The organism is Labrys wisconsinensis (genome assembly GCF_030814995.1).
Classification (GTDB): domain Bacteria; phylum Pseudomonadota; class Alphaproteobacteria; order Rhizobiales; family Labraceae; genus Labrys; species Labrys wisconsinensis.
In genome coordinates this window covers 137,307-160,359 of sequence record NZ_JAUSVX010000018.1, presented here as the reverse complement: position 1 = coordinate 160,359, position 23,053 = coordinate 137,307, and the positions used below count along the sequence as shown (strand labels likewise).

The following is a 23,053-nucleotide window of genomic DNA, read 5'->3' as shown; positions in this document are numbered from 1 at the left end:
CCGTTTCGCCTGAACCCTCGGAGGACCCCCGCGATGTTCGCTCCCCTGGCCGGCAGAACCGTCATCGTCACCGGGGCCGGGCGCGGCATCGGCAAGGGCATCGCCCTGCGCTTCGGCCGGGCGGGCTGCCGCGTCCTGGCGGTGGCACGCAGCGAGGCGGAGATATCGGGCACGGCGGCGGCGATCCGGGCGGCCGGCGGCACGGCCGCCACCTGCGCCGCCGACATCGCCACGCCGGAGGGCGCCAGGGCCATGGCCGCCGCGGCATCGGCCGCGTTCGGCGGCATCGACATCCTCTGCGCCAATGCCGGCATCTTCCCGGCCGCGCGGCTCGAGGTGATGACGGCCGAGGATTTCGACCAGGTCATGGGCGTCAACCTGCGCGGCACCTTCCTGTCCGTCTCAGCCTGCCTGCCGGCGCTGAAGGCGACGGGACGCGGCCGCATCGTCGTCACGTCCTCGATCACCGGCCCGATCACCGGCTATCCCGGCTGGGCCCATTACGGGGCGAGCAAGGCCGGGCAGCTCGGCTTCGTGCGCACCGCGGCGATCGAGCTGGCGCCCGCCGGCATCACCATCAACGCCGTCATGCCCGGCAATATCCGCACCGAGGGGCTGGACGGGCTCGGCGCCGACTACACCGCCGCCATGGCCGCCTCGATCCCGATGAAGCGCCTCGGCTCGGTGGAGGACATCGCCAACGCCGCGCTGTTCTTCGCCAGCGACGAGGCCGGCTACATCACCGGCCAGAGCCTGGTGATCGACGGCGGCCAGGTGCTGCCCGAATCCCTCGCTGCCCTGGAATAGGGGAATGTCCATGCCTGAGGCCACGCCAAGGCCGGCGCCGAACCGCTGGCAGCGCTTCGTCGAGTGGGACGAGCGCCCGCTCCGGCTCGACCGCTTCGCCGTCGAGGATCCCGTCAACGGCTTTGCCGCCTTCGCCGGCGCCCGCGATCCGGCGCCGGAGATCGCCATCTCGGCCGGCCGCGTCGTCTCGCTCGACGGCACGCCCGAGGCCGAGTTCGACATGATCGACGCCTTCATCGCCCGCCACCACATCGACCCCGAGATGGTGGCGGAGGCGATGGCGCTGCCCTCCGAGGCGGTGGCGCGCATGCTGGTGGACGTCAACGTGCCGCGCGCCGAGCTGGTGCGCCTCGCCCATGGCATGACCCCGGCCAAGCTCGCCGACGTCGTCGCCCGTCTCAATGCCGCCGAGATCACCTTCGCCTATGCCAAGATGCGGGCGAGGAAGACGCCAGGCAACCAGGCGCATGTCACCAACGCCAAGGACGACCCGCTGCAGCTCGCCGCCGATGCGGCGATCGCCGTGGCGCTCGGCTTCGACGAGGTCGAGACCACCATGCGCGTCTCGCGCAATGCCTGGTCGAACGCCCTCGCCTGCTGCGTCGGCGCCGCGGTCGGGCGGGCCGGCACGCTGTTCCAATGCTCGTCGGAGGAAGCCGAGGAGCTCAGGATCGGCATGGCCGGCTTCACCTCCTATGCCGAGACCGTGTCGGTCTACGGCACGGAGAAGGCGTTCGTGGACGGCGACGACACGCCGTGGTCGAAAGCCTTCCTGGCCGCCGCCTATGCCTCGCGCGGCATCAAGATGCGCTGCACGTCAGGCGCCGGGGCCGAGCTGCTGATGGGCTTCCACGAGGCCAAGTCGCTGCTCTACCTCGAAGCCCGGTGCCTCTGCCTGCAGCGCGGCATGGGCGTGCAGGGCACGCAGAACGGCGGCATCGACGGCGCGCCGCTGGCCGCCACCATCCCCGGCGGCGTGCGCGAGCTGATGGCCGAGAACCTGCTGGCGGTCTGGCTCGACCTCGAATGCGCTTCGGGCAACGATGCCCGCACGTCCGAATCCGAGATCCGCATCGGCGCCAAGATCCTGCCCTATCTCATCGCCGGCTCCGACCTGATCTGCTCGGGCTTCGGCTCGATCAAGAAATACGACAATTCCTTCAATCCTTCGCTGTTCAACGGCGAGGAGCTGGAGGACTACCTCGTGCTGCAGCGCGACTTCGAGGCCGATGGCGGGCTGGTGCCGCTCGGCGCCGACCTGGCGCTCGACCGCCGCCGCCGCGCGGTGGACGCGCTCGCCGCCGTGCTGGAGGAGCTCGGCCTCGGCTCTCCCGATGCGGCGATGCGCGAGAGCGTCGTCTTCGCCTCGGGCTCGGAGGAGACGGCGAGCTACGGCCCGCGCGAGGCGGCCGTGATCAGCGAGGCGGTGCGCGAGCGCGGCCTCACCGTGCTCGACGTCGTCGCCGCGCTCGACCGGCGCGGCTTCCGCGACGAAGCGGAGAACCTGTTGTTCCTGCTCAAGCTGCGGATATCGGGCGACTATCTCCAGACGTCGGCCTGCGTGCGCGAGGGGCGGGTGCTCAGCGCCGTCAACGATCCCAACGACTATGCCGGGCCCGGCAGCGGCTATCGCCTCAGCGAGGCGCGGCGGCAGGAGATCAACGCCATCCGCGACGTGCTCGACCGCGAGACGGTGCTTGCCACCGCCGCCACGGCCGCCCGCGGCTGGGAGCGCATCCCCTTCGGGCGGAGCATGGGACCGGCGGTGGAGGGGGAGGCGCCGGACGAGATCGTCGTCGGCGTCAGCCCGGCCTTCGGCTTGCAGCTGTTCGAGACCCTGGCCGGCCATCCCCTGCCGCTGGTGCTGAAGGCCCTGGTGGAGGGCATCGAGAGCCGCGGCCTCAAGGCCCGCATCGTGCGCATGCGCCACACCGCCGACACCTCCTTCCTCGGCCTCAGCGCCGCCGGCCTCTCCGGCTCCGGCGTCGGCATCGGCCTGCAGGCCAAGGGCACGGCGGTGATCCACCGGCGCGGCCGCCTGCCCCACAACAATCTCGAGCTGTTCTCCAACGCGCCGCTGGTCAGCCTCGCCCATTATCGCGCCATGGGCCGCAATGCCGCCGACCACGCGCTGGGCGAATTGCCCGAGCCGGTGGTGGTGCCGACCCACGGCGAGGCGCTGGGCGCGCGCTTCCACGCCCAGGTGGCGCTGATCTATGCGGTCGAGACCTCGCTCACCGAGCCGGGCACGGCGCCCGAGACGCTCGACATCGCCGTGGCGAGGGGCTGAGCCATGAGCGCGGACAAGCCCCTCGGCGTCGCCGATTATCCCTTGGCCGAGAACCGGCCGGAGCTGGTGCGCACCGCCACCGGCAAGCCCCTCGACGCGCTCACCGTCGAAGCGGTCGCCGCCGGTGCGGTCTCGCTCGACGACCTCGCCGTGACGCCGGGGACGCTGCGCCTGCAGGCCGAGGTCGCCCGCGCCGCCGGACGGCCAAGCCTCGCCCTGAATTTCGAGCGCGCCGCCGAGATGGTGGCGGTGCCGCAGGAGCGCATCCTGGCGATCTACGAATTGCTGCGCCCCGGCCGGGCGCCCGGCAAGGCGGCGCTGCTCGAGGCCGCCGCCGAGCTCCGGCGCGAGTTCGGCGCCGAGCGCCTCGCCGCCTTCGTCGAGGAGGCGGCCGAGGTCTACGAGCGGCGCAAGCTGTTCGTCGGCCGGTTCTGACCGGCGGAGGCTCAGAGGTCGAACAGATCCCGGATGCGCGCCGCCAGGCCCCTGGCCGTTTCGACCTGGGTGGCCTTCGCGCTCGCCTTGGCCAGGCGCAGGTCCGAAGCGCTGCGGCGGGACAGGGCGGCCCCGATCTCCTCGGCCAGGGTGGGGCGATCGCGCATCAGCGGCGCCAGGCCGTCCTGCGTCACTTCGTAGACCACCACGAAGGTCAGGGCCCGGATGGCCCCGGGCTCGCCGGCACCGGTCAGCAGGCCGCCCTCGCCGAAGAAATGACCGGGTGCGAGGTGTTCGAGCTCCTGCTCCTGCCCCTTGTCCCGCTGCGTCACCACCGCGGCGCCGCTGCGGATGATCATCAGCGATTTGAGCACCGCGCCTTGCTCGACCAGCGTTTCGCCCTTGCGGAAGGTGCGCCGGATCATCGTCGCGGCGAGGGCTTCCTTCTCCTCGTCGGTCAGGGCGGCGAACAGGGGCATGGCGTCGAGCAGGCGCAGCGGCGTGCTCCGGCGAGGGGCCGACACATCATCCGCCTTCGCCGGCGCCGACGGGGCGCCGTCGCCCGCGACCGAGGGTGAAAGAACCAGTCCCGCCGCCCTGGCATGGCGGTAGACGAGATCGAAGATCTCGTTCTTCGCCCGCCCGGTCGCCGACATGTCCACGACGCGGAAGGAGAGCTCCAGCTCGACCGCGCTGGCATCGAGCGACGTCACCTGGATGGTCGGGGCCGGCGTCGGCAGGACGCAGTCGCTGCTCAGGAAGACCGAACGCAAGACGTCCACCATCACGGACGGCGTCGTCGTCGGCCGGAACCGCACCGTGACCGTCGCGCCGTGGCTGCGCTCCGGGCTGCTGAGATTGGTGAGCCTGGCCTTGGCGAGATCGCTGTTGGGCACGATGACGAGATCGTTGGCCCCGTTGAGGAGGTGGGTCGCCCGCCAGTTCGTCTCCACGACCCGGCCCTCGATGCCGTTGGCGAGCACGAGCCAGTCGCCGATGGCATAGGGCCGGCTGAGGTTGAGGGCGATGCCGGAGAACACGTCGCCGAGCGTGCTCTGCAGGGCGAGGCCGAGGATGATGGCGAAGACGCCCGACGTGGCGATCAGCGTCCCGACCGGCGCGTTGAAGACATAGGCGATCACCGAGAGCAGCGCGCCGACATAGATGACGCCGACGACGAGATCCTGGATCAGCCGGCCTTCGCGGGGCTGGCGCTCGAAGATCAGGAAGACGCGGACGACGCTGATCAGCGACCAGGCCGCGTTCGTCCACCAGATGATCTTGGCGATGCCGATGAAGACGCGCTGGAGGCTAGAGGCTCCCGGCGGCCCCGGCTCGTAGGGCACGATGCCGTGGTAGAGCAGCAGCGCGGTGAGGGCGGAGAAGAACAGCAATTGTCCCACCAGGCGGCGGGTCGGATGCTTGCGCAGCAGAACGCGCGTGATCACCGCGCCGATCACGGCGAGGGCGCCGGTCTGGACCATCGGGTCGATGAGCATGGCGCGAACGTCGTCGTAGCTCAACATCGGACGGACCGGTTCCCTCGACCTTCCGGGGAGGATGCTAGAGCATTTTCCAGCGAACCGGCATTCGGTTCGCGTCGAGGCAATGCGTGAAACAAAGAGACGGAGCGCGCGATCGATTCAACTTGAAGCGATCACGCTCTCGACCGCCGCTCGCCATCGGTCCGCGACGCCTCACGACTGCCCGGCGAGCCAGACGGTCATGCCCGGCTCCAGGCCCTCGACGGCGCCGACCGGCTCGAGCCGCAGCCGGAAGGCGTTGAGGTCGTGGTCGCCGACGGCGCGGGCGGCCCGCCAGGTCGCGAACTCGCCCAGCGGGCGCAGCTCGGTGGCGCGAGCCTCGATGCGCCGGCCGCCCGGGTCGGTCAGCGCCACGGACTTGCCGATCGCGATGCCGTGCAGCGCATCTTCCCGCAGCGTGAAGGTGAACCAGCGCTCGCCGTCGACCTCCAGGGTCATCACCGGCTTGCCCGGGCCGATGATCTCGCCGGGCTCGGCCACGCGGATGCCGATCGTGCCGTCGACCGGGGCCATCAGCCGGGTCTTGGCCAGGCTGGCCTGCAGATCCGCGATCGTCGCTTGCGCCAGGGCGACCTTGGCATCCGCCAGGGCCCGCTCCTCGGCGATCGGACCGGCGCTCGCCTCCGCGGACTGGGCCCGCTTCAGGTCGAGGTCGGCCTGCGCCTTGGCGAGCGAGGCCGTGCTTTCGTCGAGCTGCTGGCGGCTGGTGAAGCTCTTGGCCGCCAGGGCGACGGCGCGGGCATTCTGCTGCTGGGCGAGCAGGAGATTGGCCTCGGCCGTCCGCACGGCTTCGGCGGCGATCGACACCTCCTCGGCCCGCACGCCGGCATAGACGTGGTCGCGGTCGGCCTTGGCGCTCGCCGCAGCCGCCTGCGCCTCGCCCAGGGCCGCGGTCAGGTCGGGATTGTCCAGCACGGCGAGGAGATCGCCCTTGCGCACGTGCTGGCCGGCCTGGACCGCGATGGTCGCAAGGCGCCCCGTCGTCTCCGGCGCGACGCGGATCTCGGTCTGCCGGACCATGCCCGGCATCGTCGGCTGCGGCTCCCGCTGGCGCCACGCCTTTGCCACGAGCGCGGCGAAGGCGACGACGATCAGGCCGGTCAGCAGCATCCGCACAGCGCGCCTCGGCTCAACGCTCATCCCGCGTCCTCCCTGCCGTGGCGATCCAGGACGCCGCGATGGCGAGGACCGCATAGATGCCCGTCAGCAGCCAGAGCCTGGCCCAATCCTGCGAGACGTCCGCCAAGCCTGCCCCCATCTGGTTGATGCGCACCAAGCCCTGGATGCCCGACGTGCTCGGGAAGACCGCGCTGACCGACCGCAGGATCGGCGGGATCGCCTCCGGCGGCCAGGCGACGCCGACCAGGAAGAACAGCGGCAGGCTGATCGCGATCAGCATGAGCACCGCTGTCTCGCGCCGCCGGAACCAGGTGCCGAGGAACTGGCCGAGGAAGCTGACGGCCAGGATGAAGGGGATGGCCATCGCCAGCATGGCGAGCACGTGGTCGCTGGCGGAAAAGCCGTAGATCCGTGGCAGCACGACGAGGTAGAGCGCAAAGCCTGGAAGCGCCAGCAGGAGATGGGCGATCGCCTGGCCGATGACCGCCGCCGGGCCGCCTCGGCGCCGTCGCGCCTCGCGGCCGCCCTGCTCGAAGGTCACGCCGCCGAGCGTCGCCGCGCCCATCAGCAGCGTCTGCTGCAGGATCAGGAGGAAGGCGGCCGGCACGACATAGCTGGCATAGCCGCCGGTCGGGTTGAACAGCGGCTGGTTCAGGATCTCGATCGGCGAGCTCTGCGCCAGGGCGGCCCGGTAGAGGCTGCCGTCCGGGCGGGCGCTGCGCGCGATCAGGTCCGCCGTGACGGCGCCCGCGGCCTCGCTGATGCCTTGCAGCGTCCGGTTGTAGAGCAGGAAATAGGCCGAATCGACGAAGGCGGGCAGCCGCGCCTTCTCGCCTTTCAGCACGTCGCGCTCGGTGCCGGCCGGGATGCCGAGGATGCCGAAGACCTCCCGGCGGGCGAGGGCCGCCTGCGCCTCCGCCAGGGTGGTCGGCCGCAGCGCCACCGTGATGGCCTCGTCCGCGTTCAGCGTCTGGACGATGGTGCGGCTGAGGTCCGACCCGTCATCGTCGACGACGGCGATCGGGATGCCGCGGATGAGCTGCCCGAGATAGGGCTGCGGATAGAACACGCCGTAGATGATCGGCCCCAGGACGATCAGGCCGAACACGCCGCGGTCGCGCAGCACCCGGCCATATTCGGCCGCGAAGGCGGCGGCGATGCCCGGGCGCACGGGCCGGTCGGGAGCCGCGGCTTCCGCCGGCCCTCCGTCAGGATTGGCCGCGATCGCATGGAGCCTGAGCCAGGCGAGCGCGAAATACAGCGCCGCCAGGGCCGCCAGCATGAGGAAGGGCTCCACCGAGTCCCGGGCCGGGACGCCGCGCGCGGCCTGGTCGAACAGGATCTGGATGTACCAGCGCAGCGGCAGCAGCGCGCCCCAGACCCGGGCGAAGGTGCCCATCGCCAGCAGCGGGAATCCGACGCCGGCAAAGCCGAAGGCCGGCGAGCAGACGATGGCCGTCAGGCTGAGGCCGGTGGGGAGATTGCGCACCAGGAGCTGGAAGAAGGCGCCGAGGCAGAGATAGGCGACGATCAGCAGGCAGGCGGCCGCCCCCATGATCACCGGGTCGCCCCGGAACGGAATCCCGTAGAGGCCGTGGATGATGCCGAGCCCGAGCGCCATCATCACCAGGAAGATGCCGGCATAGGGCAGGAGCTTGCCGACCAGGGCGGTCAGCGGCCGGCCGCCGGCCGCCGCCAGCCAGCCGCGCACGCCGCGCGCGCCGAATTCGGAGCCGACGGCATAGCCGCCGGCGATGGCGATGACGACATGCAGCACCGTCGGCAGGATCGCCCGCAGCAGGAACTGGGCATAATTCAGGGCCGGATTGGTCAGCACATATTGCTCGACGACGAGCGGGCCCGGCGTGAAGGCCGCGCTGCGGGCGCCGGCGGGCAGGTCGGCGGCCGCCGCCGAGACGGCGGCCTGCAGGGCGCTCGCCGCGACGTTGCCCGGCGTGAAGAACTGCTTGTTGGAGAAGATGACGATCTGCGGCCGCCGGCCGGCAAGGATGTCGCGCTCGAGATTCTCGGGGATGTAGACCGCCGCGATCGCATCGCCCGAGCGGATGGCGTGCATGGCGCCGCTGAGGTCCGCCGAGCGCCCCGCCACGGTGACGCCCGGGGCCGCTCCGATCGCCTGCACGAAGGTCATCGAGGTCTGGGATCGATCCTGGTCGACGACGTCGACCCTCAGATCGCGGATCACCGCGTTGCTGAAGGTCGCGGCCAGGAGCGCGAAGGCGAGCAGCGGAATGCCGACCACGAGCAGCAGCGCCACCCTGTCGCGCCAGATCCACGCCACCTCGCGCGCCGCCACGCCGACGATGCCGGGGCGGGGCGCCGCCGGCATCAGCGTGCTCCCGCCCATTCGGCATAGGCGCTCATGCCCGGCCGCAGCGCCGCGATCTTGTCGACGGGATAGGCCCGCACCTCGAAGGTCCTGAGGTCGAAGTCGCCGGTGGCGCGGGTCGCCCGCCAGCCCGCATATTCGCCGCGCGTGGCGATCGTCCGCACCTCGACCGTGACCGGCGCATCGCCGAGCGCCGGAATCCTGACCGCGAAGCGGTCGCCGACCTTCAGCCCCTTGACCAGGTCCTCGCGCAGGTCGAAGCGCAGCCAGACGTCGCCGAGATCGACCAGCGACAGGAGCGGCACGCCCGGCGAGACATATTCGCCGAGCTCGGCGCCGATCTGGTAGACCTGGCTTGCGACCGGCGCCCTGACGGTCAGCTCGGCGACCTGGGCCTGCAGCGTGGCGATCGCCGCCTGCGCCTTGGCGACGGCGGCCCTGGCGACGCCGCGCTCCTCGGCGGTGTAGCCGGCCACGGCCTCCTCATAGGCGAGCTTGGCCTGCTCGGCGCTGCGCTTGGCCACGTCGAGCGAGGCGGTGACCTCGTCCAGCTTCTGGACGGAGGCGAAATCGCGCTCGGTGAGCTGCTTGGTCCGGTCGTAGGTCTGCTGCGCCAGCGTCTGGTTGGCCTCGCTGGCGGCGACGGCGGCCTTGCGTGCTGCGACGACCTCGGCGCGGGTGCCCACCTCGATCCGGGCGAGGTCGGCCTGCGCCACGCGCTCGCCTGCCTCAGCCTCGGCAAGCTTGGTCATCAGCTCGGGATTGTCGATCGACACCAGCACCTGTGCCGCGGCGACGTCGTCTCCGCGCGACACCGGCCGCTGCGCCACCCGGCCGTCGACGCGGGCGGCGATGTCGATGCGCGTCGCGTCCGCCTCGCCCTGCACCAGCAGCGGCTGGGGCTGGACGAGATACCACAGCGACAGGCCGACGATCGCCGCGACGGTCAGCGTGACGATGATGGCAGCCGTCTTCGAAGCTTTGGGAGGCGGCGCGGCGGCAGGCGGAGGTTCGGCGGGCACGTCCTGCGCGGCGCGGAGCGGCTCTACCACCTCGGTCATGCAAGCCCCCTTGCGGCGGACATGCGTCCGGCCGTTGTCGATCCCCGCAGCGAGCGCAGCTTAGACCGATGGCGGCAGGCACGGCTAGGTACAAACCTGCTGGATTCTGGTGCCGCTCTGCCGTCGCCGGATGACGCGTCGGGGCGACGGCGCGCACGTCGGCCATTGCGGGATCGAAGCCGATTTCGTCTATGGTGAGCGAGCGCCGCGGCTCCTTGTCGACACGGGACGGATCATGACGGAAAGCAAGACCTTCAACCAGCCGCTCGGCGGCAACGAGATGCCCCGCTTCGGCGGCCTGCCGACCATGATGCGGCTGCCGGCCGCCGCGACCGCCGCGGGGCTCGACGCCTGCTTCGTCGGCATCCCCATGGATATCGGCACCTCGAACCGGCCGGGCACGCGCTACGGGCCGCGCCAGATCCGGGCGGAGTCCTGCTTCATCCGGCCCTACAACATGGCGACGCGCGCCGCCCCCTTCGACAGCCTGATGGTGGCCGATATCGGCGACGTCGCCATCGACACCTTCAACCTGCCCAGGTGCATGGACATCATCACCAATGCCTACCGGGCGATCCTGAAGGAGGGCTGCATCCCGCTCACCCTCGGCGGCGACCACACCCTGACCTACCCGATCCTGCGCGCCGTGGCCGAGACGCACGGTCCGGTCGGCCTGATCCATGTCGACGCCCATGCCGACATCAACGAGCACATGTTCGGCGAGCCGATCGCCCACGGCACGCCGTTCCGCCGCGCCGTCGAGGCCGGGGTGCTCGACACGAAGCGCTGCATCCAGATCGGCCTGCGCGGCACCGGCTATGCCGCCGACGACTTCGACTGGCCGCGCCGGCAGGGCTTCCGCGTCGTCCAGGCCGAGGAATGCTGGCACAAGTCGCTGGCGCCGCTGATGGCCGAGGTCCGCCAGCTGATGGGCGACGGCCCGGTCTACCTCACCTACGACATCGACAGCCTCGACCCGGGCTTTGCGCCCGGCACCGGCACGCCGGAGATCGGCGGGCTCACCACGGTGCAGGCGCTGGAGATCATCCGCGGCTGCTGGGGCCTGAACCTCGTCGGCTGCGACCTCGTCGAAGTGTCGCCGCCCTACGATCCCTCCGGCAACACCGCCCTGACCGGCGCCAATCTCCTCTACGAGATGCTCTGCGTGCTGCCCGGCGTGCAGCGGCGGTGAGGGCGTAGGAAAGGCGCAACCCCTCTCCCGTCTGGGAGAGGGGTTTTCGCCCTCTTTTTTGCGAATGCGCGCTTATCCCACCCGCCGCAGCCTCGCCGCGAAGAACCCGTCCAGGCCGGCCATGGCCGGATCGGGATCGGGCAGCAGCGAAGGCAGGGTGCGCAGGTCGCCCGCCGGCGTCACCGCCTCGGCGAGGCCGCCGATCTCCGCGGCCGTCACCGGCACGCGCTGGAACGCCGGGTTCCGCGCCAGGAAGGCGGCGACCTGCTCCTCGCCTTCTTCCGGCTCCAGCGAGCAGGTGCAATACACGAGGAGGCCGCCGGGCTTCACCATCCCGGCTGCCTTGGCCAGCATGCGCCGCTGCAGATCGGCGAGCGCGGCGATGTCGTGCGCCGCCTTGGCCCAGGCGACGTCGGGGTGGCGCCGGATCGTGCCGGTGGCGCTGCACGGGGCGTCGAGCAGCACCGCGTCGAAGGTGCCGCCCGGCCAGGCCAGCAGGTCGGCGGCGACGATCTCCGCCTGAAGGCCGAGGCGCTTCAGGTTGTCGGCGAGGCGCGTCAGCCGGACCTCGGAGCGGTCGACGGCCGTGACGGCGGCGCCGGCCGCGGCGAGCTGCGCCGTCTTGCCGCCCGGCGCGGCGCAGAGATCGGCGACCGCGAGACCGGCGACCGGGCCGAGCAGGCGGGCCGGCAGGGCAGCGGCCGCATCCTGCACCCACCAGGCGCCTTCGCCGAAGCCCTCCAGAGCCGGGATCGCGCCGTGGCCGGCGAGGCGCACCGAGCCGGTCGGCAGCACCCGGCCGCCGAGGCGCGCCGCCCAGCCCGCCGCGTCCGCCTTGACGCTGAGGTCGAGCGCCGGCTCGGTGCGCTGCGCCGCGGTGATGGCGTGCGCCCTGTCCTCGCCATAGGCCCGGCGCCAGCGCCCCATCAGCCAGGACGGCGTGTCGGCGTCCGCGGGCACCGCGGCGAGGCGCTCGGCCTTCTCGGCCGCCAGCTTGCGCAGCACCGCATTGGCCAGGCCCGAAAAGGCCTGCGCCCGGTCGTCGGCGCGCGCCAGCCGCACCGCGAGGTCGACGGCGGCATGGTCGGGCACGTCGAGGAACAGGATCTGCGCCGCCGCCGTGATCAAGATCGCCTCCAGCGGCCCGGACTTGCGCGGCATGCCCTTGGCCATCAGGCCCTCGAGGAGGTGGCCGATGCTGCCGTAGCGCCGCATCGAGACGCCGGCGATCATCCGCGCCAGGCCGAGGTCGCGCGGCTCCAGGCGGGCGCCCTCGAAGGCCTCCTCCAGCGCTTCGCCCCGGCTCAGCACGCCGTCGATCGCGGCGGTCGCCAGGGCGCGGGCGGCGAGGCCCGGGACGGGCGCGGGGGGACGACGGTCGGACGGCGGACGGGGCAAATCGGGCACTCTGGGTCGCAGCTGGCGCTTCCATAGACCGAAGACGGCGCGGACCCAAGCCCGGAGCCGCCGGCGGCTGCGGCGCTGCGGCTGAGGCACGGACCTTTGTGAAGCGCGCCGGACGTCCTATGTCAGGAGCCTCAGGAGACGGGCCGCATGACCGACATCGATCGCGAGAAGAACCGCCTTTCCGCCCGGGCCGCCCGCTACGCCCGGGTCGGCGCCAATGTCGGCGGCGTCGCCGCCCGTATCGCCGGGGCGCGGATCTTCGGCAGCGAGGGCGCGGAGTCCGGCAATGCGGCGGCGCTGGCGCGGGCCCTCGGCGGGCTCAAGGGCCCCTTGATGAAGGTGGCCCAGCTCCTCTCCACCGTGCCCGACGTGCTGCCGCCCGAATATGCCGCCGAGCTCGGCAAGCTGCAGAGCCAGGCCCCGCCCATGGGCTGGGCCTTCGTCAAGCGCCGCATGATGGCCGAGCTCGGGCCGGCCTGGGCCGAGTGCTTCGGCTCCTTCGAGCATCAGCCGGCCGCCGCCGCCTCGCTCGGCCAGGTGCACCGCGCCGCCGCCCTGGACGGCTCGCCGCTCGCCTGCAAGCTGCAATATGCCGACATGCAGTCGGCGGTCGAAGCCGACCTCGCCCAGCTGCAGGTGCTGTTCGCCATCCACCGCCGGCTCGACCCGGCGATCGACACCCGCGAGATCTACCACGAGATCAGCGCCCGGGTGCGCGAGGAGCTGGACTATCGGCGCGAGGCCAAGCACGCCGCGCTCTACCGCGACATCTTCGCGGCGCTCGGCATCGACGACGTCCGCACCCCGCGCATCTGGCCGGAGCTGTCGACCGGGCGGCTGCTGACCATGGACTGGCTCGAGGGCGAGCGCATCCTCGCCTACAAGGGGGCCGACCTCGCTGCGCGCAACCGCCTGGCCCGGGCCATGTTCGCCGCCTGGTGGAAGCCCTATGCCGGCGTCGGCGTCATCCATGGCGACCCGCATCTCGGCAACTACACCGTGTTCCTGCGCGACGGCGAGCCCGCCGGCATCAACCTGCTCGACTATGGCTGCATCCGCATCTTTCCCGCGCGCTTCGTCGCCGGGGTGGTCGATCTCTATCACGGCCTGCTCAGGGGCGACGCGGCGCTGGTGCTGCACGCCTACGAGACCTGGGGCTTCCGCAACCTGCGCAAGGACATGATCGAGACCCTCAACATCTGGGCCCGCTTCATCTACGGCCCGCTGATGGAAGACCGGGTGCGCAGCATCGCCGACGGCGTCGCGCCCGGCGAATACGGCCGGCGCGAGGCCTATGCCGTGCACCAGGCGCTGAAGCGCAACGGGCCGGTGACGGTGCCGCGCGAGTTCGTGTTCATGGACCGCGCCGCCATCGGCCTCGGCGGCGTCTTCCTGCATCTCGGCGCCGAGCTCAACTTCCACCGCCTGTTCGAGGAGGCGATCGCCGATTTCTCCGCCGAGGCGGTGGCGCAGCGCCAGCAGGCGGCGCTGGCCCATGTCGGCCTGACGGCCTAGCGGCGCCATACGCATCTGGTCGGACCAGATGCTGACAGCCGGCCGGAACGGCGCTAGTCTCCATCACGCGACGGCGACGACCGTAAGATCGCCGCGCGGGCGACGGCGCAAAAACGCCGCGCCGACGACGACGCAGGAGCGTCGCCGAGGGAGGACGTTGCCAGGGGGCGGCCGTGAAGATCGGCTTCAACATGCTGGCTGTGACCGGGCATGTCACCGACGAGCATGCGCCCGTGCTCGAGCGGCTGAAGGCGCTCGGCTATGACGGCGTGGAAGTGCCGGTGTTCGAGGGCGCGGGCGCGCATTACCGCAGCCTCGGCAGCCGGCTGCGCGCCATCGGCCTCGAGGCGACCATCGCGGCCATCGTCACCGAGGACGCCAATCCGATCAGCCGGGAGCGTGTCGTCCGCGCCCGGGCGCGCGACCGGCTGCACTGGTCGATCGACTGCGCCCATGCGCTCGGGGCGACGTTGATGATGGGGCCGTTCCATTCCCCGCTCGGCGTCTTCACCGGCGACGGCCCGACGGTCGAGGAGATCGAGCGCCTCGCCGACGCCATGCACGAGGCCGCGGTCCATGCCGAAGGCGCCGGCGTGATGCTGTCGCTCGAGCCGCTCAACCGCTTCGAATGCTATGTGCTCAACACGCTGGCCCAGGCCGCCGATCTCAGCCACCGCGTCGGCCATCGCCATTTCGGCTGCACCTTCGACACCTTCCACGCCAATATCGAGGAGCGCGATCCGGTCGAGGCCTATCGCACCCACGCGCGCGAGGTGAACCACGTCCACATCTCCGAGAACGACCGCGGCATTCCCGGCCGCGGCCACGCGCCGATCGCCGCGGCGATCCGGGCCGTCCGTGCCGAGCACTATGACGGCTGGCTCACGGTCGAGGCCTTCGGCCGATCGGTGCCCGCCCTCGCCGCGGCGACGCGGGTGTGGCGCGACCTCTTTCCCGACCTCGACACGCTGTTTTCCGAAAGCATCGCCGTCATCCGCCGCCACTGGGCCGGATCCTGACGGCACCAGCCGCAGGCCGCCGAGACGACCACCACAGGGAGGAAGCCATGAACGTCACCACCCGCAGCCTGCCGGCTGCCGATGCCGGCGCCCGCCGCGCCGCCGAGTTCGAGAGCCCGGCGGCGGTGCCGACGCTCTCCACCGTCGGCCTCGCCACCGCCGAGGGCGAGCTCAACCGCGAGCTCAACCATTTCCTGTTCGACCCGCCGTCCGATCCCGATCTGCTGAAGGGCCGGCGCATCGCCATCCTGTGCACCAACGGGGTCGAGGAGGTCGAGATCCTCGGCGCCCAGCGCTGGCTGACCGAGCACGGCGCCTCGGTGCACGTCGTCGCGCCGAAGGCCGGGCCGATGCCGCCCTCCTACGGCGTGCGCATGCCGGAGCAGGCGCTGACCCACGTCCTGTGCGTGCGTCTGCTGGAGAACGCCGGCTGGCTGGCGATCGACCGGCACCTGGAGACGGCCGAGCCCGCCGACTACGACGCCGTGATCCTGCCCGGCGGCTGCTGGAACCCGGACTTCCTGCGCATGGACGCCAACGCCCAGGCCTTCGTGCGGGCGCTGGATGCCGCCGGCAAGCCGGTCTGCGCCATCTGCCACGGCCCCTGGGTGCTGGTCAGCGCCCGCATGCTGAAGGGCCGCAAGGCGACGGCGGTGTGGAACATCCAGATCGACCTGGAGAATGCCGGGGCCACCGTGCTCGACGAGCCCGTCGTCGTCGACCGCAATCTGATCACCGCCCGCTTCCCCTACGATCTGCCGCGCATGATCGGCGCGCTGGTCCAGCAACTCGTCCAATAGATCGGGGAACAACGAAGGCCCGTGCGAGTTGAGCTGCCGACACCGCTTTGCGTTCGCGGTGGAGCGGAGTCGCACGATGCTCAAATGGGCCCTCATCTTCTTCGTGATCTCGCTGGTCGCCGGCGCGCTCGGCTTCTCCGGCATTTCCGCCGGCGCGGCGCAGATCGCCAAGATCCTGTTCTTCCTCTTCCTCGCCGTCTTCGTGATCTTCCTCATCCTCGGCTTGATGGCGGGCCAGGCCCTGTTCTGAAGACACACTGCCGCAGGCCGCCACCCCGGCTTGTTTTCGGCATAGTTTGGCGCGATCGTGGCCCCCGCCATGAAGCGTTGGTCGCTCCGACAGGTCTTCGTCCTGGTCCTCGCCGTCTTCGTGACGACGGGGATGGACCTGTCTGCCGTCCAGGCGAGCGCCATGGTCGTGAAGATGGCCATGCCCTCCGATATGGGCGCATCCGGGCATCACGGCTGTGCCGATTGCCCTGACGGCGGCACCAAGGCGACGATCTGCATCACCGCTTGCGCGGCGCCGGTCTGGGCGCTCCTTCCCGAGACGGCGCCGGTGACGGCGGTGCCCACGACGATGGTCTATCCGGTCTTCACGCCGGTCCTTCGCGGCCGGGCGTCGCCTCCGGACCCTGCCCCTCCACGAACCACCGACATCGGCTGACGCCTCGGCCGTCGCGACCGCGACGGGGCCGGGCGATCGAACGCGTCCGAGCGCCTCGACCCGTTGGGCCGGCCGACGCATGCGTCATCCATGATGATCGGAAGGGTGGATCTTGACCTGCGAATTCCCATGCCGCTTGACGCGCCGGAGCCTGCTCCTCGGCAGCGCCGGCCTCGCTTTGGCATCCCTCGACACGCGGGCGCCCCGCGCAGCCGGTGCGAACGACATTCACATCGCCGCCCGGCCGGCCCGCGCCCGGCTCGCCGGAGCGGACCGCCCGCGGGCCGATGTCTGGGCCTATGACGGCCGCGTGCCCGGCCCTCTTCTGCGCCTGCGCCAGGGGGAACCGATCCGCATCCTCGTCGACAACCGGCTGGAACAGGACACCACCGTTCATTGGCACGGGATCCGGGTGCCGAACGCCATGGACGGCGTGCCGGGCCTGACCCAGCCGCCGATCAGGCCCGGCGAGAGCTTCCTCTACGAGTTCACGCCGCCCGATGCAGGGACCTTCTGGTACCATCCGCATGCCAACGGCCTCGAACAGCTCGGCCGCGGCCTCGCCGGAGCCGTCGTCGTCGAGGAGCGCGAACCCATCCGGGTCGATCGCGACCTCCTCTGGCTCTTCGCCGATTGGCGGCTGACCGCGGAGGGCGAGATCGCGTCCGGCTTCGGCAATCGGATGGAAGCGGCGATGTCCGGCCGCGTCGGCAAGACCGTCACCCTCAACGGCAGCGTCTCGGCAGGGGAGCCGGTGCGGGCCGGCGAGCGGGTCCGCCTGCGCCTGGTCAACGCGTCGCTCGCTCGGATCATGGCGCTGCGCTTCGAGCGACATCGGCCGGTGATCGTCGCGATCGACGGCCAGCCTTGCGATCCGCATGAGCCGGAAGGCGGCCGCATCCTGCTCGGCCCCGCCATGCGGGTTGACGTCGTTCTCGACATGCAGGGCGAGCCGGAGCGCTCCTACCATGTGATCGACGATTTCTATGACGGCCTCGCCTATGGCGTGACGCAGCTCGCCTATGCCCCGGGGCCGCCCCTTCGCGCGCATCCTTTCGATGCGCCCCTCACCCTGCCGCGCAACCCCTTGCCCGAGCCGGACCTCGCCCGGGCCGAACGCCACGACCTGACGCTCCAGGGCGGCATGATGGGCGGTGGCGGGATGGGCGGGATGGGCGGGATGATGGGGGGTGCCGTCTGGACCATCAACGGCATGTCGATGACCGGCGATGGCCATGCCGGCATGACGCCAGCCCTCACCTTCCAGCGCGGACGCAGCATCGTCCTCGTGCTGCGCAACGAGACCGCCTGGTGGCACCCGATGCATTTTCACGGGCACAGCTTCCTCCTGCTGACCCGCAACGGCGCGCCGGTACCACACCGCCAGTGGCAGGACACGGTGCTGATGGCGCCGAAGGACGCGGTCGAGCTCGCCTTCCTCGCCGACAACCCCGGCGACTGGATGCTGCACTGCCACGTCATGGACCACCAGATGGCGGGCCTGATGACGGTCCTGCGCGTGGCCTGAATCGAACCCTCACCAAAGGAGACCCCTATGCACAGACGTCATTTTCTTCTCGGCGGCGCTGCCGTCATGCTCCTGCCGGTACCGGCCGTCGCGGACGCGGCCCCTCGCGCCACGCTCTACAAGAATCCGCAATGCAGCTGCTGCGAGGGCTATGCGGACTACCTGCGCCGGAACGGCTTCGCGGTCGAGGTGAAGCCGACCAACGATCTCGCCGAGATCAGCCGCAAGGCCGGAGTGCCGGAAGATCTCGAGGGCTGCCATACGACGTTCATCGGCCGCTATGTCATCGACGGACATGTCCCGATCGACGTGGTCAGGAAGCTCCTCGCCGAGAAGCCGGCCATCGCCGGCATCACCTTGCCGGGCATGCCGGCCGGCTCGCCGGGCATGGTCGGCGACAAGACCGAAAAATTCGTCATCTACGCGGTCACGAAGGACGGCAAAGCGCCGTCCGTCTACGCGACCGTCTAGCCGCCCATTCGGCAGGTGAGGGAGGATAGGACGATGGACATCTCTTCGAGCCCCCAGCGCCGGACGCGGCGGGGTTTCATCGGACTTGCGGCGGCTGTCGCAGCGCTGCCGTGGATCGACCGGGCCGTTGCCGGATCTTCATTCGATCTTCCTCCCGCGCCCGGTTCTTCGCCGGGCAAGGCCTATCCGCTCTACGAAGCGGCCAGCGCCGCGGTCATTCCCTCGGCGGGGCATCAAAGCCGTGTCGCTCTCGGGGACAGCATCGTCCGCCTGGTCCGGCACGGCATCATCGATCGGGGCAAGGTCTTCGCGCTCAGGCTCCGCACGGAGAAGATGCCCGACGAGCTCTCGCACGTCCTGAGCGATCCTGCGGATGCCCCGATCCGGCTGACCCGGGAGAACGCGAGCAGCTATGTCGACCTGCTCTGGCCGATCGGCCTGGCGAACCGGATGACGGGCAATAATGCGAGTCCCCTGTTCGGCGGATCGCTGTCGGGCTACGCATCCACCGCCGGGTGGACGCTGGGCGACCGCGACGAAGGCAGCAGCTACTTCAACAGCGTTCCGATCGTCGACATGACGTCGGATCAGGAGGCTCTCGCCATCGGCGTGGCGCAGTCGACCTTCCGGCCCTGCTGCGACAATTCGACCTTCTTCCAGGATTGCAATCACGGCTCGGCGCTGCTGGCCGTCCTGCAACTGGGCGCCGCCCAGGGCCTCGACGAGGCGGAGCTCTACCGCGAAGCGCTCGCCTTCAATTGCTTCTGGTTCCCGGACTCCTACATCCGCACCGCGCTCTACTTCAAAATCCTGCGCAGGACGGAATGGCGTGACGTGGACCCGAAAGAGGTGATGGGCGCGCAATACTCGGCGCAAAGCGCCTGGCAACAGACCGTGCAGGTGCCTCTGCAGGCGATCCCCGACCTGATCCCCGAGCCCGAGAGTGGGGCCGACTGCGGCGCGTGAGCCACGGCGGTCCGCGCCAGTCCACACGCCCTCCGGCCCCGGCGTTCAAGCGCGCCGCCTTTGGCCTCGACAGGCCCGCCCGCGCGTGGGAGAGGGAGGGCATGGCGCTTGCCCTCTCCCCGTCGGACCAGGCCCTTCTCGCCGGCGAGGCCGGTCCGGCGGCGGCCTTTGCCATGCGCCTGCTGGTCCGCTTCGCGCAGGCTGTCGAGGCGCCCGGCCTCATCCCCTGTGCCCGCGCCCATATCGACGGCTGCCTCTATCACGGCCCGGTCAGCCTCGACTTCGTCGAGCGCCTGGTGGCGATGGGCGGCCGCGTCGCGGTGCCGACCAGCCTCAATGTCGGCTCGGTGGACCTGATCCATCCCGAGCTCTTCCGCGGCGAAGATGAGCTGCGCGCCGCCGGCGAGCGGCTGATGCGGGCGCACGAGGCGCTCGGCTGCGTGCCGACCTTCACCTGCGCCCCCTACCAGACCCTGTTCCGGCCCGCCTTCGGCGAGCAGCTGGCCTGGGCCGAGTCCAACGCCATCGTCTTCGCCAATTCGGTGCTCGGCGCCCGCACCAACCGCTACGGCGATTTCATCGACCTCGCCTGCGCCCTCGCCGGCCGTGTGCCGGACTGGGGCCTGCACCGCACCGAGAACCGCCGCGCCCGCGTCCATGTCGCCCTGGAGGGCCTGCCGCCGGAATGGGACGGGGCCGCGCTCGCCTGCATCGCCGCCGGGCATGCCGCCGGCCGGGCCTGCGGCGGCCTGGTCCCGGTCATCACCGGCCTGCCGGCCGGGGCGGGTGAGGACGACCTCAAGGCGCTCGGCGCCGTCGCCGCCGCGGCCGGGGCGGTGGCGATGTTCCATGCCGTCGGCCTGACGCCGGAAGCCCCGACCCTCGATGCCGCCCTGCAGGGCGCGCCGCCGGAGCGGGTGGTAACGCTGCGGCCGGACGACCTGCGGCGCGTCGTGCGCGAGCTCTCCACCGTGCCGGAAGGGACGCGGCTCTCCGCCGTGGCGCTCGGCACGCCGCATTTCTCCCTCGCCGAGTTCGCGGCGCTGCTGGGCCTCCTCGACGGGCCGCGCCCGCGCATCGACCTCTACGTCAACACCAGCCGGCACGTGCTGGCCGAGCTCGCCGCCCGCGGCTGGGAGCCGCGGCTCGCGGCGGCGGGCGTGACGCTGGTGGTCGACACCTGCACCTATGTCACCAGCATCATCCGCGACCTCGGCGGGGCGATCATGACCAACTCCGGCAAATGGGCCTATTACGCCCCGGGCAATCTCGGCGTCGAGGTCGCCTTCGGCTCGCTCGCCGACTGCGTCGCCTCGGCCCGGGCCGGGCGCCTGGTGCGGGCATGAGTCGCATCGCCGCCGTCCCGCTGGTGCCGGGCCGCGCTGCCGGCGCGGTGGTGGCGCTGGCCGAGCCGCTCAGCTTCTGGGGCGGCTACGACGCGGGCACCGGCCGCATCATCGACCGCTGGCATCCCGACCACGGCCGGGCCTGCGCCGGGGCGGTGCTGGTCATGGCCGCCGGCCGCGGCTCCTCCTCCGGCTCCTCGGTGCTGGCCGAGGCGATCCGCGCCGGCACCGGCCCGGCCGCCCTGGTGCTGCGCGAGCGCGACCCGATCCTGGCGGTCGGCGCCATGGTGGCGGCGGAGCTCTACGGCATCGCCTGCCCGGTCGTCGTGGTGGCGGAGCCGGATTGGCCGCGTGTCGTCGCGGCAGTCCGGCTCACGGTCGAGGCGGACGAGACCGCCGCCCTGGTCGTCGTCGGCTGAACTGCATTTGCCTTCCCGGCGCCCCGCCCGTATGACAGGCGGCCGCACCGATGGCCCGCCCATGACCGAAACCCCTGTCAGCCTTGCCGACCTGCGCCGCGAGATCGACCGCATCGATGCGGCGATGCACGGGCTCCTGATGGAGCGCGGCGAGATCATCAGCCAGCTCATCGCCGTCAAGCGCTCGCAGGAGACCGGCTCGGCCTTCCGGCCCGGGCGCGAAGCGGCGATGATGCGCGAGATCGTCGGCCGCCACCGCGGCATCCTGCCCGTCGACATCGTCGAATCGATCTGGCGCGTCATCATCGCCACCTTCACCCATGTGCAGGCACCCTATGCCGTGCACGGCGACGTCTCGCTCGGCGGCGCGGCCATGCGCGATGTCGCGCGCTTCCATTTCGGCTTCGTCGTGCCCTACGAGACCCATGACGACGCATCGGACGTGATCCATGCCGTGGCGGCCTCGCGCGGCGACCTCGGCCTGGTGCCCGTCGCCGCCGCCGGCGCGTGGTGGCGGGCGCTGGAGCCGGCCGGGGCGCCCAAGGTGATCGCGCGGCTGCCTTTCGTCGAGCGGGCCGACCACCCCGCCGCCATGCCCTGCTACGTCCTGTCCAAGCCGGTGGACGAGGCCTCCGCCGGCAGCGATATCCGTCTCTATTCGGTGGTGCTGCCCGAGGCGGCCGCGCCGGCCCCCGCCGGCTTCGAGGTGACGGCGCGCGCCGGCGCCGCGCTCCTGATCTCGCTGCCGGGCGCGCAGCCGGTTTCGGCGCTGGCGGACGCCCTGCCCGCCGCCACCGCGATCCATCCGGTCGGCTCCCACGCCGCCGCCGTTCCCCACCCCGTGTGAGTCCCGTCATGACCGCGCTTCGTCCCGTTCCCCGCCCCGGCGTGATGGACATCGCCGCCTATGTTCCCGGCAAGTCGGGCGCGCCGGGGCTCACCAAGGTCTGGAAGCTGTCGTCCAACGAATCGCCGCTCGGCGCCAGCCCCAGGGCTCGGGCCGCCTTTGCGGCGGCGGGCGAAGCGCTCGACCTCTATCCCGACGGCTCGACCACGGCGCTGCGCGCCGCCATCGCCGCGCGCTACGGCCTCGATGCCGAGCGCATCGTCTGCGGCGCCGGCTCCGACGAGCTGCTCGCCCTCCTCGCCAACGCCTTTCTCGGCGCGGGCGACGAGGGGCTCTACAGCGAGCACGGCTTCCTCGTCTACAAGATCGCCACCATGGCCGCCGGGGCGACGCCCGTCGTGGCGCCGGAGAAGAATTTCACCACCGACGTCGACGCGCTGCTCGCTCGCGTGACGGCGCGCACCAAGGTCGTCTTCCTCGCCAACCCCAACAACCCGACCGGCACCTACCTGCCCTTCGACGAGGTCAAGCGCCTGCATGCCGGGCTGCGGCCGGACATCCTCCTGGTGCTGGACGCCGCCTATGCCGAATATGTCCGGCGCAACGATTATGCCTCCGGGCTGGAGCTGGTGGCCACCGCCGAGAACGTGGTGATGACGCGCACCTTCTCGAAGATCCACGGCCTCGCCAATCTGCGCCTGGGCTGGATGGTGGCGCCGGCCGGCGTGGCCGATGCCGTCAACCGCATCCGCGGCCCCTTCAACGTCAACGGCCCGGCCGCGGCGGCCGGCGCCGCCGCCATCGCCGACGGCGCCCATGTCGAGGCCGCCGTTGCCCATAACGAGCGCTGGCTGCCCTGGCTCGCCGCGGAGATCGAACGGCTCGGCCTGACCGTGACGCCCTCGGTCGGCAATTTCCTGATGATCGGCTTTCCCGCCACGCCCGGACGGACGGCGAAGGAGGCCGACGCCTTCCTCTCTGCCCGCGGCCTGATCCTGCGCCGCATCGACGGCTACGGCCTGCCCGGCCACCTGCGCCTGACCGTCGGGCCGGAGGAGGCCAACCGCCTCGTGGTCGAGGCCCTGGCGGATTTCATGCGGTAGAGCGGGTCCTCTCCCGACCTGCCCATATCGATGTGTCTGGGCCCCCTCTCATGGCGGAGGTCGCGGGAGGCTGCCCGGTCCGCTCCGCGGGCCGCCTGCCGAAGCGTCGCGGACCGGCTCGTCCGAGATGGCCGGCGCTGCCGCGCTGTCGATCGACAGGTCTTCAC

At 71.4% G+C, this 23,053-nt stretch carries 21 protein-coding genes; 16 read left to right on the top strand and 5 right to left on the bottom strand.

The features are described 5' to 3' along the window. The first annotated feature begins 33 nt into the window (after positions 1-33). Genes fabG through QO011_RS34360 form a run of 3 tightly spaced genes read left to right on the top strand, consistent with a single transcriptional unit; the run spans position 34 to position 3,532 of the window. Positions 34-807, top strand: coding sequence for a 3-oxoacyl-ACP reductase FabG (gene fabG, locus QO011_RS34370; protein ID WP_307282570.1), 774 nt, complete (start codon positions 34-36; stop codon positions 805-807). A 10-nt stretch (positions 808-817) separates the two neighbouring features. Beyond that, positions 818-3,097, top strand: coding sequence for a propanediol/glycerol family dehydratase large subunit (locus QO011_RS34365; protein ID WP_307282568.1), 2,280 nt, complete (start codon positions 818-820; stop codon positions 3,095-3,097). 3 nt (positions 3,098-3,100) lie between these two features. Further along, positions 3,101-3,532 carry a diol dehydratase small subunit gene (locus QO011_RS34360; RefSeq protein WP_307282566.1) on the top strand — a complete coding sequence of 144 codons (432 nt, stop codon included), beginning with the start codon at positions 3,101-3,103 and terminating at the stop codon, positions 3,530-3,532. A gap of 11 nt (positions 3,533-3,543) precedes the next feature. Here the strand turns inward: QO011_RS34360 and QO011_RS34355 are convergent, their stop codons facing one another. The 4 genes from QO011_RS34355 to QO011_RS34340 form a co-directional block, all read right to left on the bottom strand. Then, positions 3,544-5,058 (bottom strand): cyclic nucleotide-binding domain-containing protein, encoded by a 1,515-nt coding sequence (locus tag QO011_RS34355; RefSeq protein ID WP_307282564.1) that lies wholly within the window; start codon positions 5,056-5,058, stop codon positions 3,544-3,546. A 171-nt stretch (positions 5,059-5,229) separates the two neighbouring features. Continuing rightward, positions 5,230-6,216, bottom strand: coding sequence for an HlyD family secretion protein (locus QO011_RS34350; RefSeq protein ID WP_307282562.1), 987 nt, complete (start codon positions 6,214-6,216; stop codon positions 5,230-5,232). Further along, positions 6,206-8,545, bottom strand: a complete 2,340-nt coding sequence (locus QO011_RS34345) for an ABC transporter permease (protein ID WP_307282560.1) — start codon at positions 8,543-8,545, stop codon at positions 6,206-6,208. The genes QO011_RS34350 and QO011_RS34345 overlap by 11 nt, the downstream gene beginning before the upstream one ends. Next, positions 8,545-9,606 (bottom strand): HlyD family secretion protein, encoded by a 1,062-nt coding sequence (locus tag QO011_RS34340; RefSeq protein WP_307282558.1) that lies wholly within the window; start codon positions 9,604-9,606, stop codon positions 8,545-8,547. Before QO011_RS34340 ends, QO011_RS34345 begins: the two co-directional genes overlap by 1 nt. Positions 9,607-9,841: 235 nt before the next feature. Here QO011_RS34340 and speB point away from each other — a divergent pair, with 235 nt between their 5' ends. Beyond that, positions 9,842-10,798 (top strand): agmatinase, encoded by a 957-nt coding sequence (speB, locus tag QO011_RS34335; protein ID WP_307282556.1) that lies wholly within the window; start codon positions 9,842-9,844, stop codon positions 10,796-10,798. Positions 10,799-10,870: 72 nt separating this feature from the next. Here speB and QO011_RS34330 read toward each other — a convergent pair whose 3' ends face one another. Next, on the bottom strand, positions 10,871-12,205 hold the full coding sequence (locus tag QO011_RS34330; protein WP_307282554.1) for an RsmB/NOP family class I SAM-dependent RNA methyltransferase: 1,335 nt from the start codon (positions 12,203-12,205) through the stop codon (positions 10,871-10,873). 147 nt (positions 12,206-12,352) lie between these two features. On the opposite strand from QO011_RS34330, the gene QO011_RS34325 reads away from it, so the two are divergent. The 12 genes from QO011_RS34325 to QO011_RS34270 all read left to right on the top strand — a co-directional run bounded on the left by QO011_RS34325 (position 12,353) and on the right by QO011_RS34270 (position 22,886). Continuing rightward, entirely contained in the window at positions 12,353-13,720 is a 1,368-nt protein-coding gene (locus QO011_RS34325) for an ABC1 kinase family protein (RefSeq protein WP_307282552.1), read from the top strand. A 173-nt stretch (positions 13,721-13,893) separates the two neighbouring features. Then, positions 13,894-14,739 (top strand): sugar phosphate isomerase/epimerase family protein, encoded by an 846-nt coding sequence (locus QO011_RS34320; RefSeq protein ID WP_307282550.1) that lies wholly within the window; start codon positions 13,894-13,896, stop codon positions 14,737-14,739. A 47-nt stretch (positions 14,740-14,786) separates the two neighbouring features. Beyond that, a complete protein-coding gene (locus QO011_RS34315; RefSeq protein WP_307282548.1) occupies positions 14,787-15,539 on the top strand; it encodes a type 1 glutamine amidotransferase domain-containing protein in 753 nt (250 codons plus the stop codon). 76 nt (positions 15,540-15,615) lie between these two features. Continuing rightward, complete coding sequence (locus tag QO011_RS34310; RefSeq protein WP_307282546.1) at positions 15,616-15,789, top strand: DUF1328 domain-containing protein; 174 nt, start codon at positions 15,616-15,618, stop codon at positions 15,787-15,789. Between the two features lie 57 nt (positions 15,790-15,846). Then, complete coding sequence (locus QO011_RS34305; RefSeq protein ID WP_307282544.1) at positions 15,847-16,206, top strand: hypothetical protein; 360 nt, start codon at positions 15,847-15,849, stop codon at positions 16,204-16,206. Between the two features lie 136 nt (positions 16,207-16,342). Then, a complete protein-coding gene (locus tag QO011_RS34300) occupies positions 16,343-17,734 on the top strand; it encodes a multicopper oxidase family protein (RefSeq protein WP_307282542.1) in 1,392 nt (463 codons plus the stop codon). Positions 17,735-17,761: 27 nt separating this feature from the next. Continuing rightward, positions 17,762-18,205: a DUF411 domain-containing protein gene (locus QO011_RS34295; RefSeq protein WP_307282540.1), complete on the top strand. Its 444-nt coding sequence runs from the start codon at positions 17,762-17,764 to the stop codon at positions 18,203-18,205. Between the two features lie 33 nt (positions 18,206-18,238). Beyond that, positions 18,239-19,171 (top strand): hypothetical protein, encoded by a 933-nt coding sequence (locus QO011_RS34290; protein WP_307282538.1) that lies wholly within the window; start codon positions 18,239-18,241, stop codon positions 19,169-19,171. A 101-nt stretch (positions 19,172-19,272) separates the two neighbouring features. Continuing rightward, positions 19,273-20,517 carry an aconitase X gene (locus QO011_RS34285; RefSeq protein ID WP_307282536.1) on the top strand — a complete coding sequence of 415 codons (1,245 nt, stop codon included), beginning with the start codon at positions 19,273-19,275 and terminating at the stop codon, positions 20,515-20,517. Beyond that, on the top strand, positions 20,514-20,936 hold the full coding sequence (locus tag QO011_RS34280) for an aconitase X swivel domain-containing protein (protein WP_307282534.1): 423 nt from the start codon (positions 20,514-20,516) through the stop codon (positions 20,934-20,936). The genes QO011_RS34285 and QO011_RS34280 overlap by 4 nt, the downstream gene beginning before the upstream one ends. 61 nt (positions 20,937-20,997) lie before the next feature. Then, entirely contained in the window at positions 20,998-21,783 is a 786-nt protein-coding gene (locus QO011_RS34275; protein WP_307282532.1) for a chorismate mutase, read from the top strand. Between the two features lie 8 nt (positions 21,784-21,791). Next, positions 21,792-22,886 carry a pyridoxal phosphate-dependent aminotransferase gene (locus QO011_RS34270; RefSeq protein WP_307282531.1) on the top strand — a complete coding sequence of 365 codons (1,095 nt, stop codon included), beginning with the start codon at positions 21,792-21,794 and terminating at the stop codon, positions 22,884-22,886. Positions 22,887-23,053: the final 167 nt, after the last annotated feature.

Bases quoted from the DNA above. Each gene is read 5' to 3' on its own strand.
- fabG (WP_307282570.1), top strand. From the start codon at position 34: ATGTTCGCTCCCCTGGCCGGCAGAACCGTCATCGTCACCGGGGCCGGG.
- QO011_RS34365 (WP_307282568.1), top strand. From the start codon at position 818: ATGCCTGAGGCCACGCCAAGGCCGGCGCCGAACCGCTGGCAGCGCTTC.
- QO011_RS34360 (WP_307282566.1), top strand. From the start codon at position 3,101: ATGAGCGCGGACAAGCCCCTCGGCGTCGCCGATTATCCCTTGGCCGAG.
- QO011_RS34355 (WP_307282564.1), bottom strand. From the start codon at position 5,058: ATGTTGAGCTACGACGACGTTCGCGCCATGCTCATCGACCCGATGGTC.
- QO011_RS34350 (WP_307282562.1), bottom strand. From the start codon at position 6,216: ATGAGCGTTGAGCCGAGGCGCGCTGTGCGGATGCTGCTGACCGGCCTG.
- QO011_RS34345 (WP_307282560.1), bottom strand. From the start codon at position 8,545: ATGCCGGCGGCGCCCCGCCCCGGCATCGTCGGCGTGGCGGCGCGCGAG.
- QO011_RS34340 (WP_307282558.1), bottom strand. From the start codon at position 9,606: ATGACCGAGGTGGTAGAGCCGCTCCGCGCCGCGCAGGACGTGCCCGCC.
- speB (WP_307282556.1), top strand. From the start codon at position 9,842: ATGACGGAAAGCAAGACCTTCAACCAGCCGCTCGGCGGCAACGAGATG.
- QO011_RS34325 (WP_307282552.1), top strand. From the start codon at position 12,353: ATGACCGACATCGATCGCGAGAAGAACCGCCTTTCCGCCCGGGCCGCC.
- QO011_RS34315 (WP_307282548.1), top strand. From the start codon at position 14,787: ATGAACGTCACCACCCGCAGCCTGCCGGCTGCCGATGCCGGCGCCCGC.
- QO011_RS34310 (WP_307282546.1), top strand. From the start codon at position 15,616: ATGCTCAAATGGGCCCTCATCTTCTTCGTGATCTCGCTGGTCGCCGGC.
- QO011_RS34295 (WP_307282540.1), top strand. From the start codon at position 17,762: ATGCACAGACGTCATTTTCTTCTCGGCGGCGCTGCCGTCATGCTCCTG.
- QO011_RS34290 (WP_307282538.1), top strand. From the start codon at position 18,239: ATGGACATCTCTTCGAGCCCCCAGCGCCGGACGCGGCGGGGTTTCATC.
- QO011_RS34285 (WP_307282536.1), top strand. From the start codon at position 19,273: ATGGCGCTTGCCCTCTCCCCGTCGGACCAGGCCCTTCTCGCCGGCGAG.
- QO011_RS34280 (WP_307282534.1), top strand. From the start codon at position 20,514: ATGAGTCGCATCGCCGCCGTCCCGCTGGTGCCGGGCCGCGCTGCCGGC.
- QO011_RS34275 (WP_307282532.1), top strand. From the start codon at position 20,998: ATGACCGAAACCCCTGTCAGCCTTGCCGACCTGCGCCGCGAGATCGAC.
- QO011_RS34270 (WP_307282531.1), top strand. From the start codon at position 21,792: ATGACCGCGCTTCGTCCCGTTCCCCGCCCCGGCGTGATGGACATCGCC.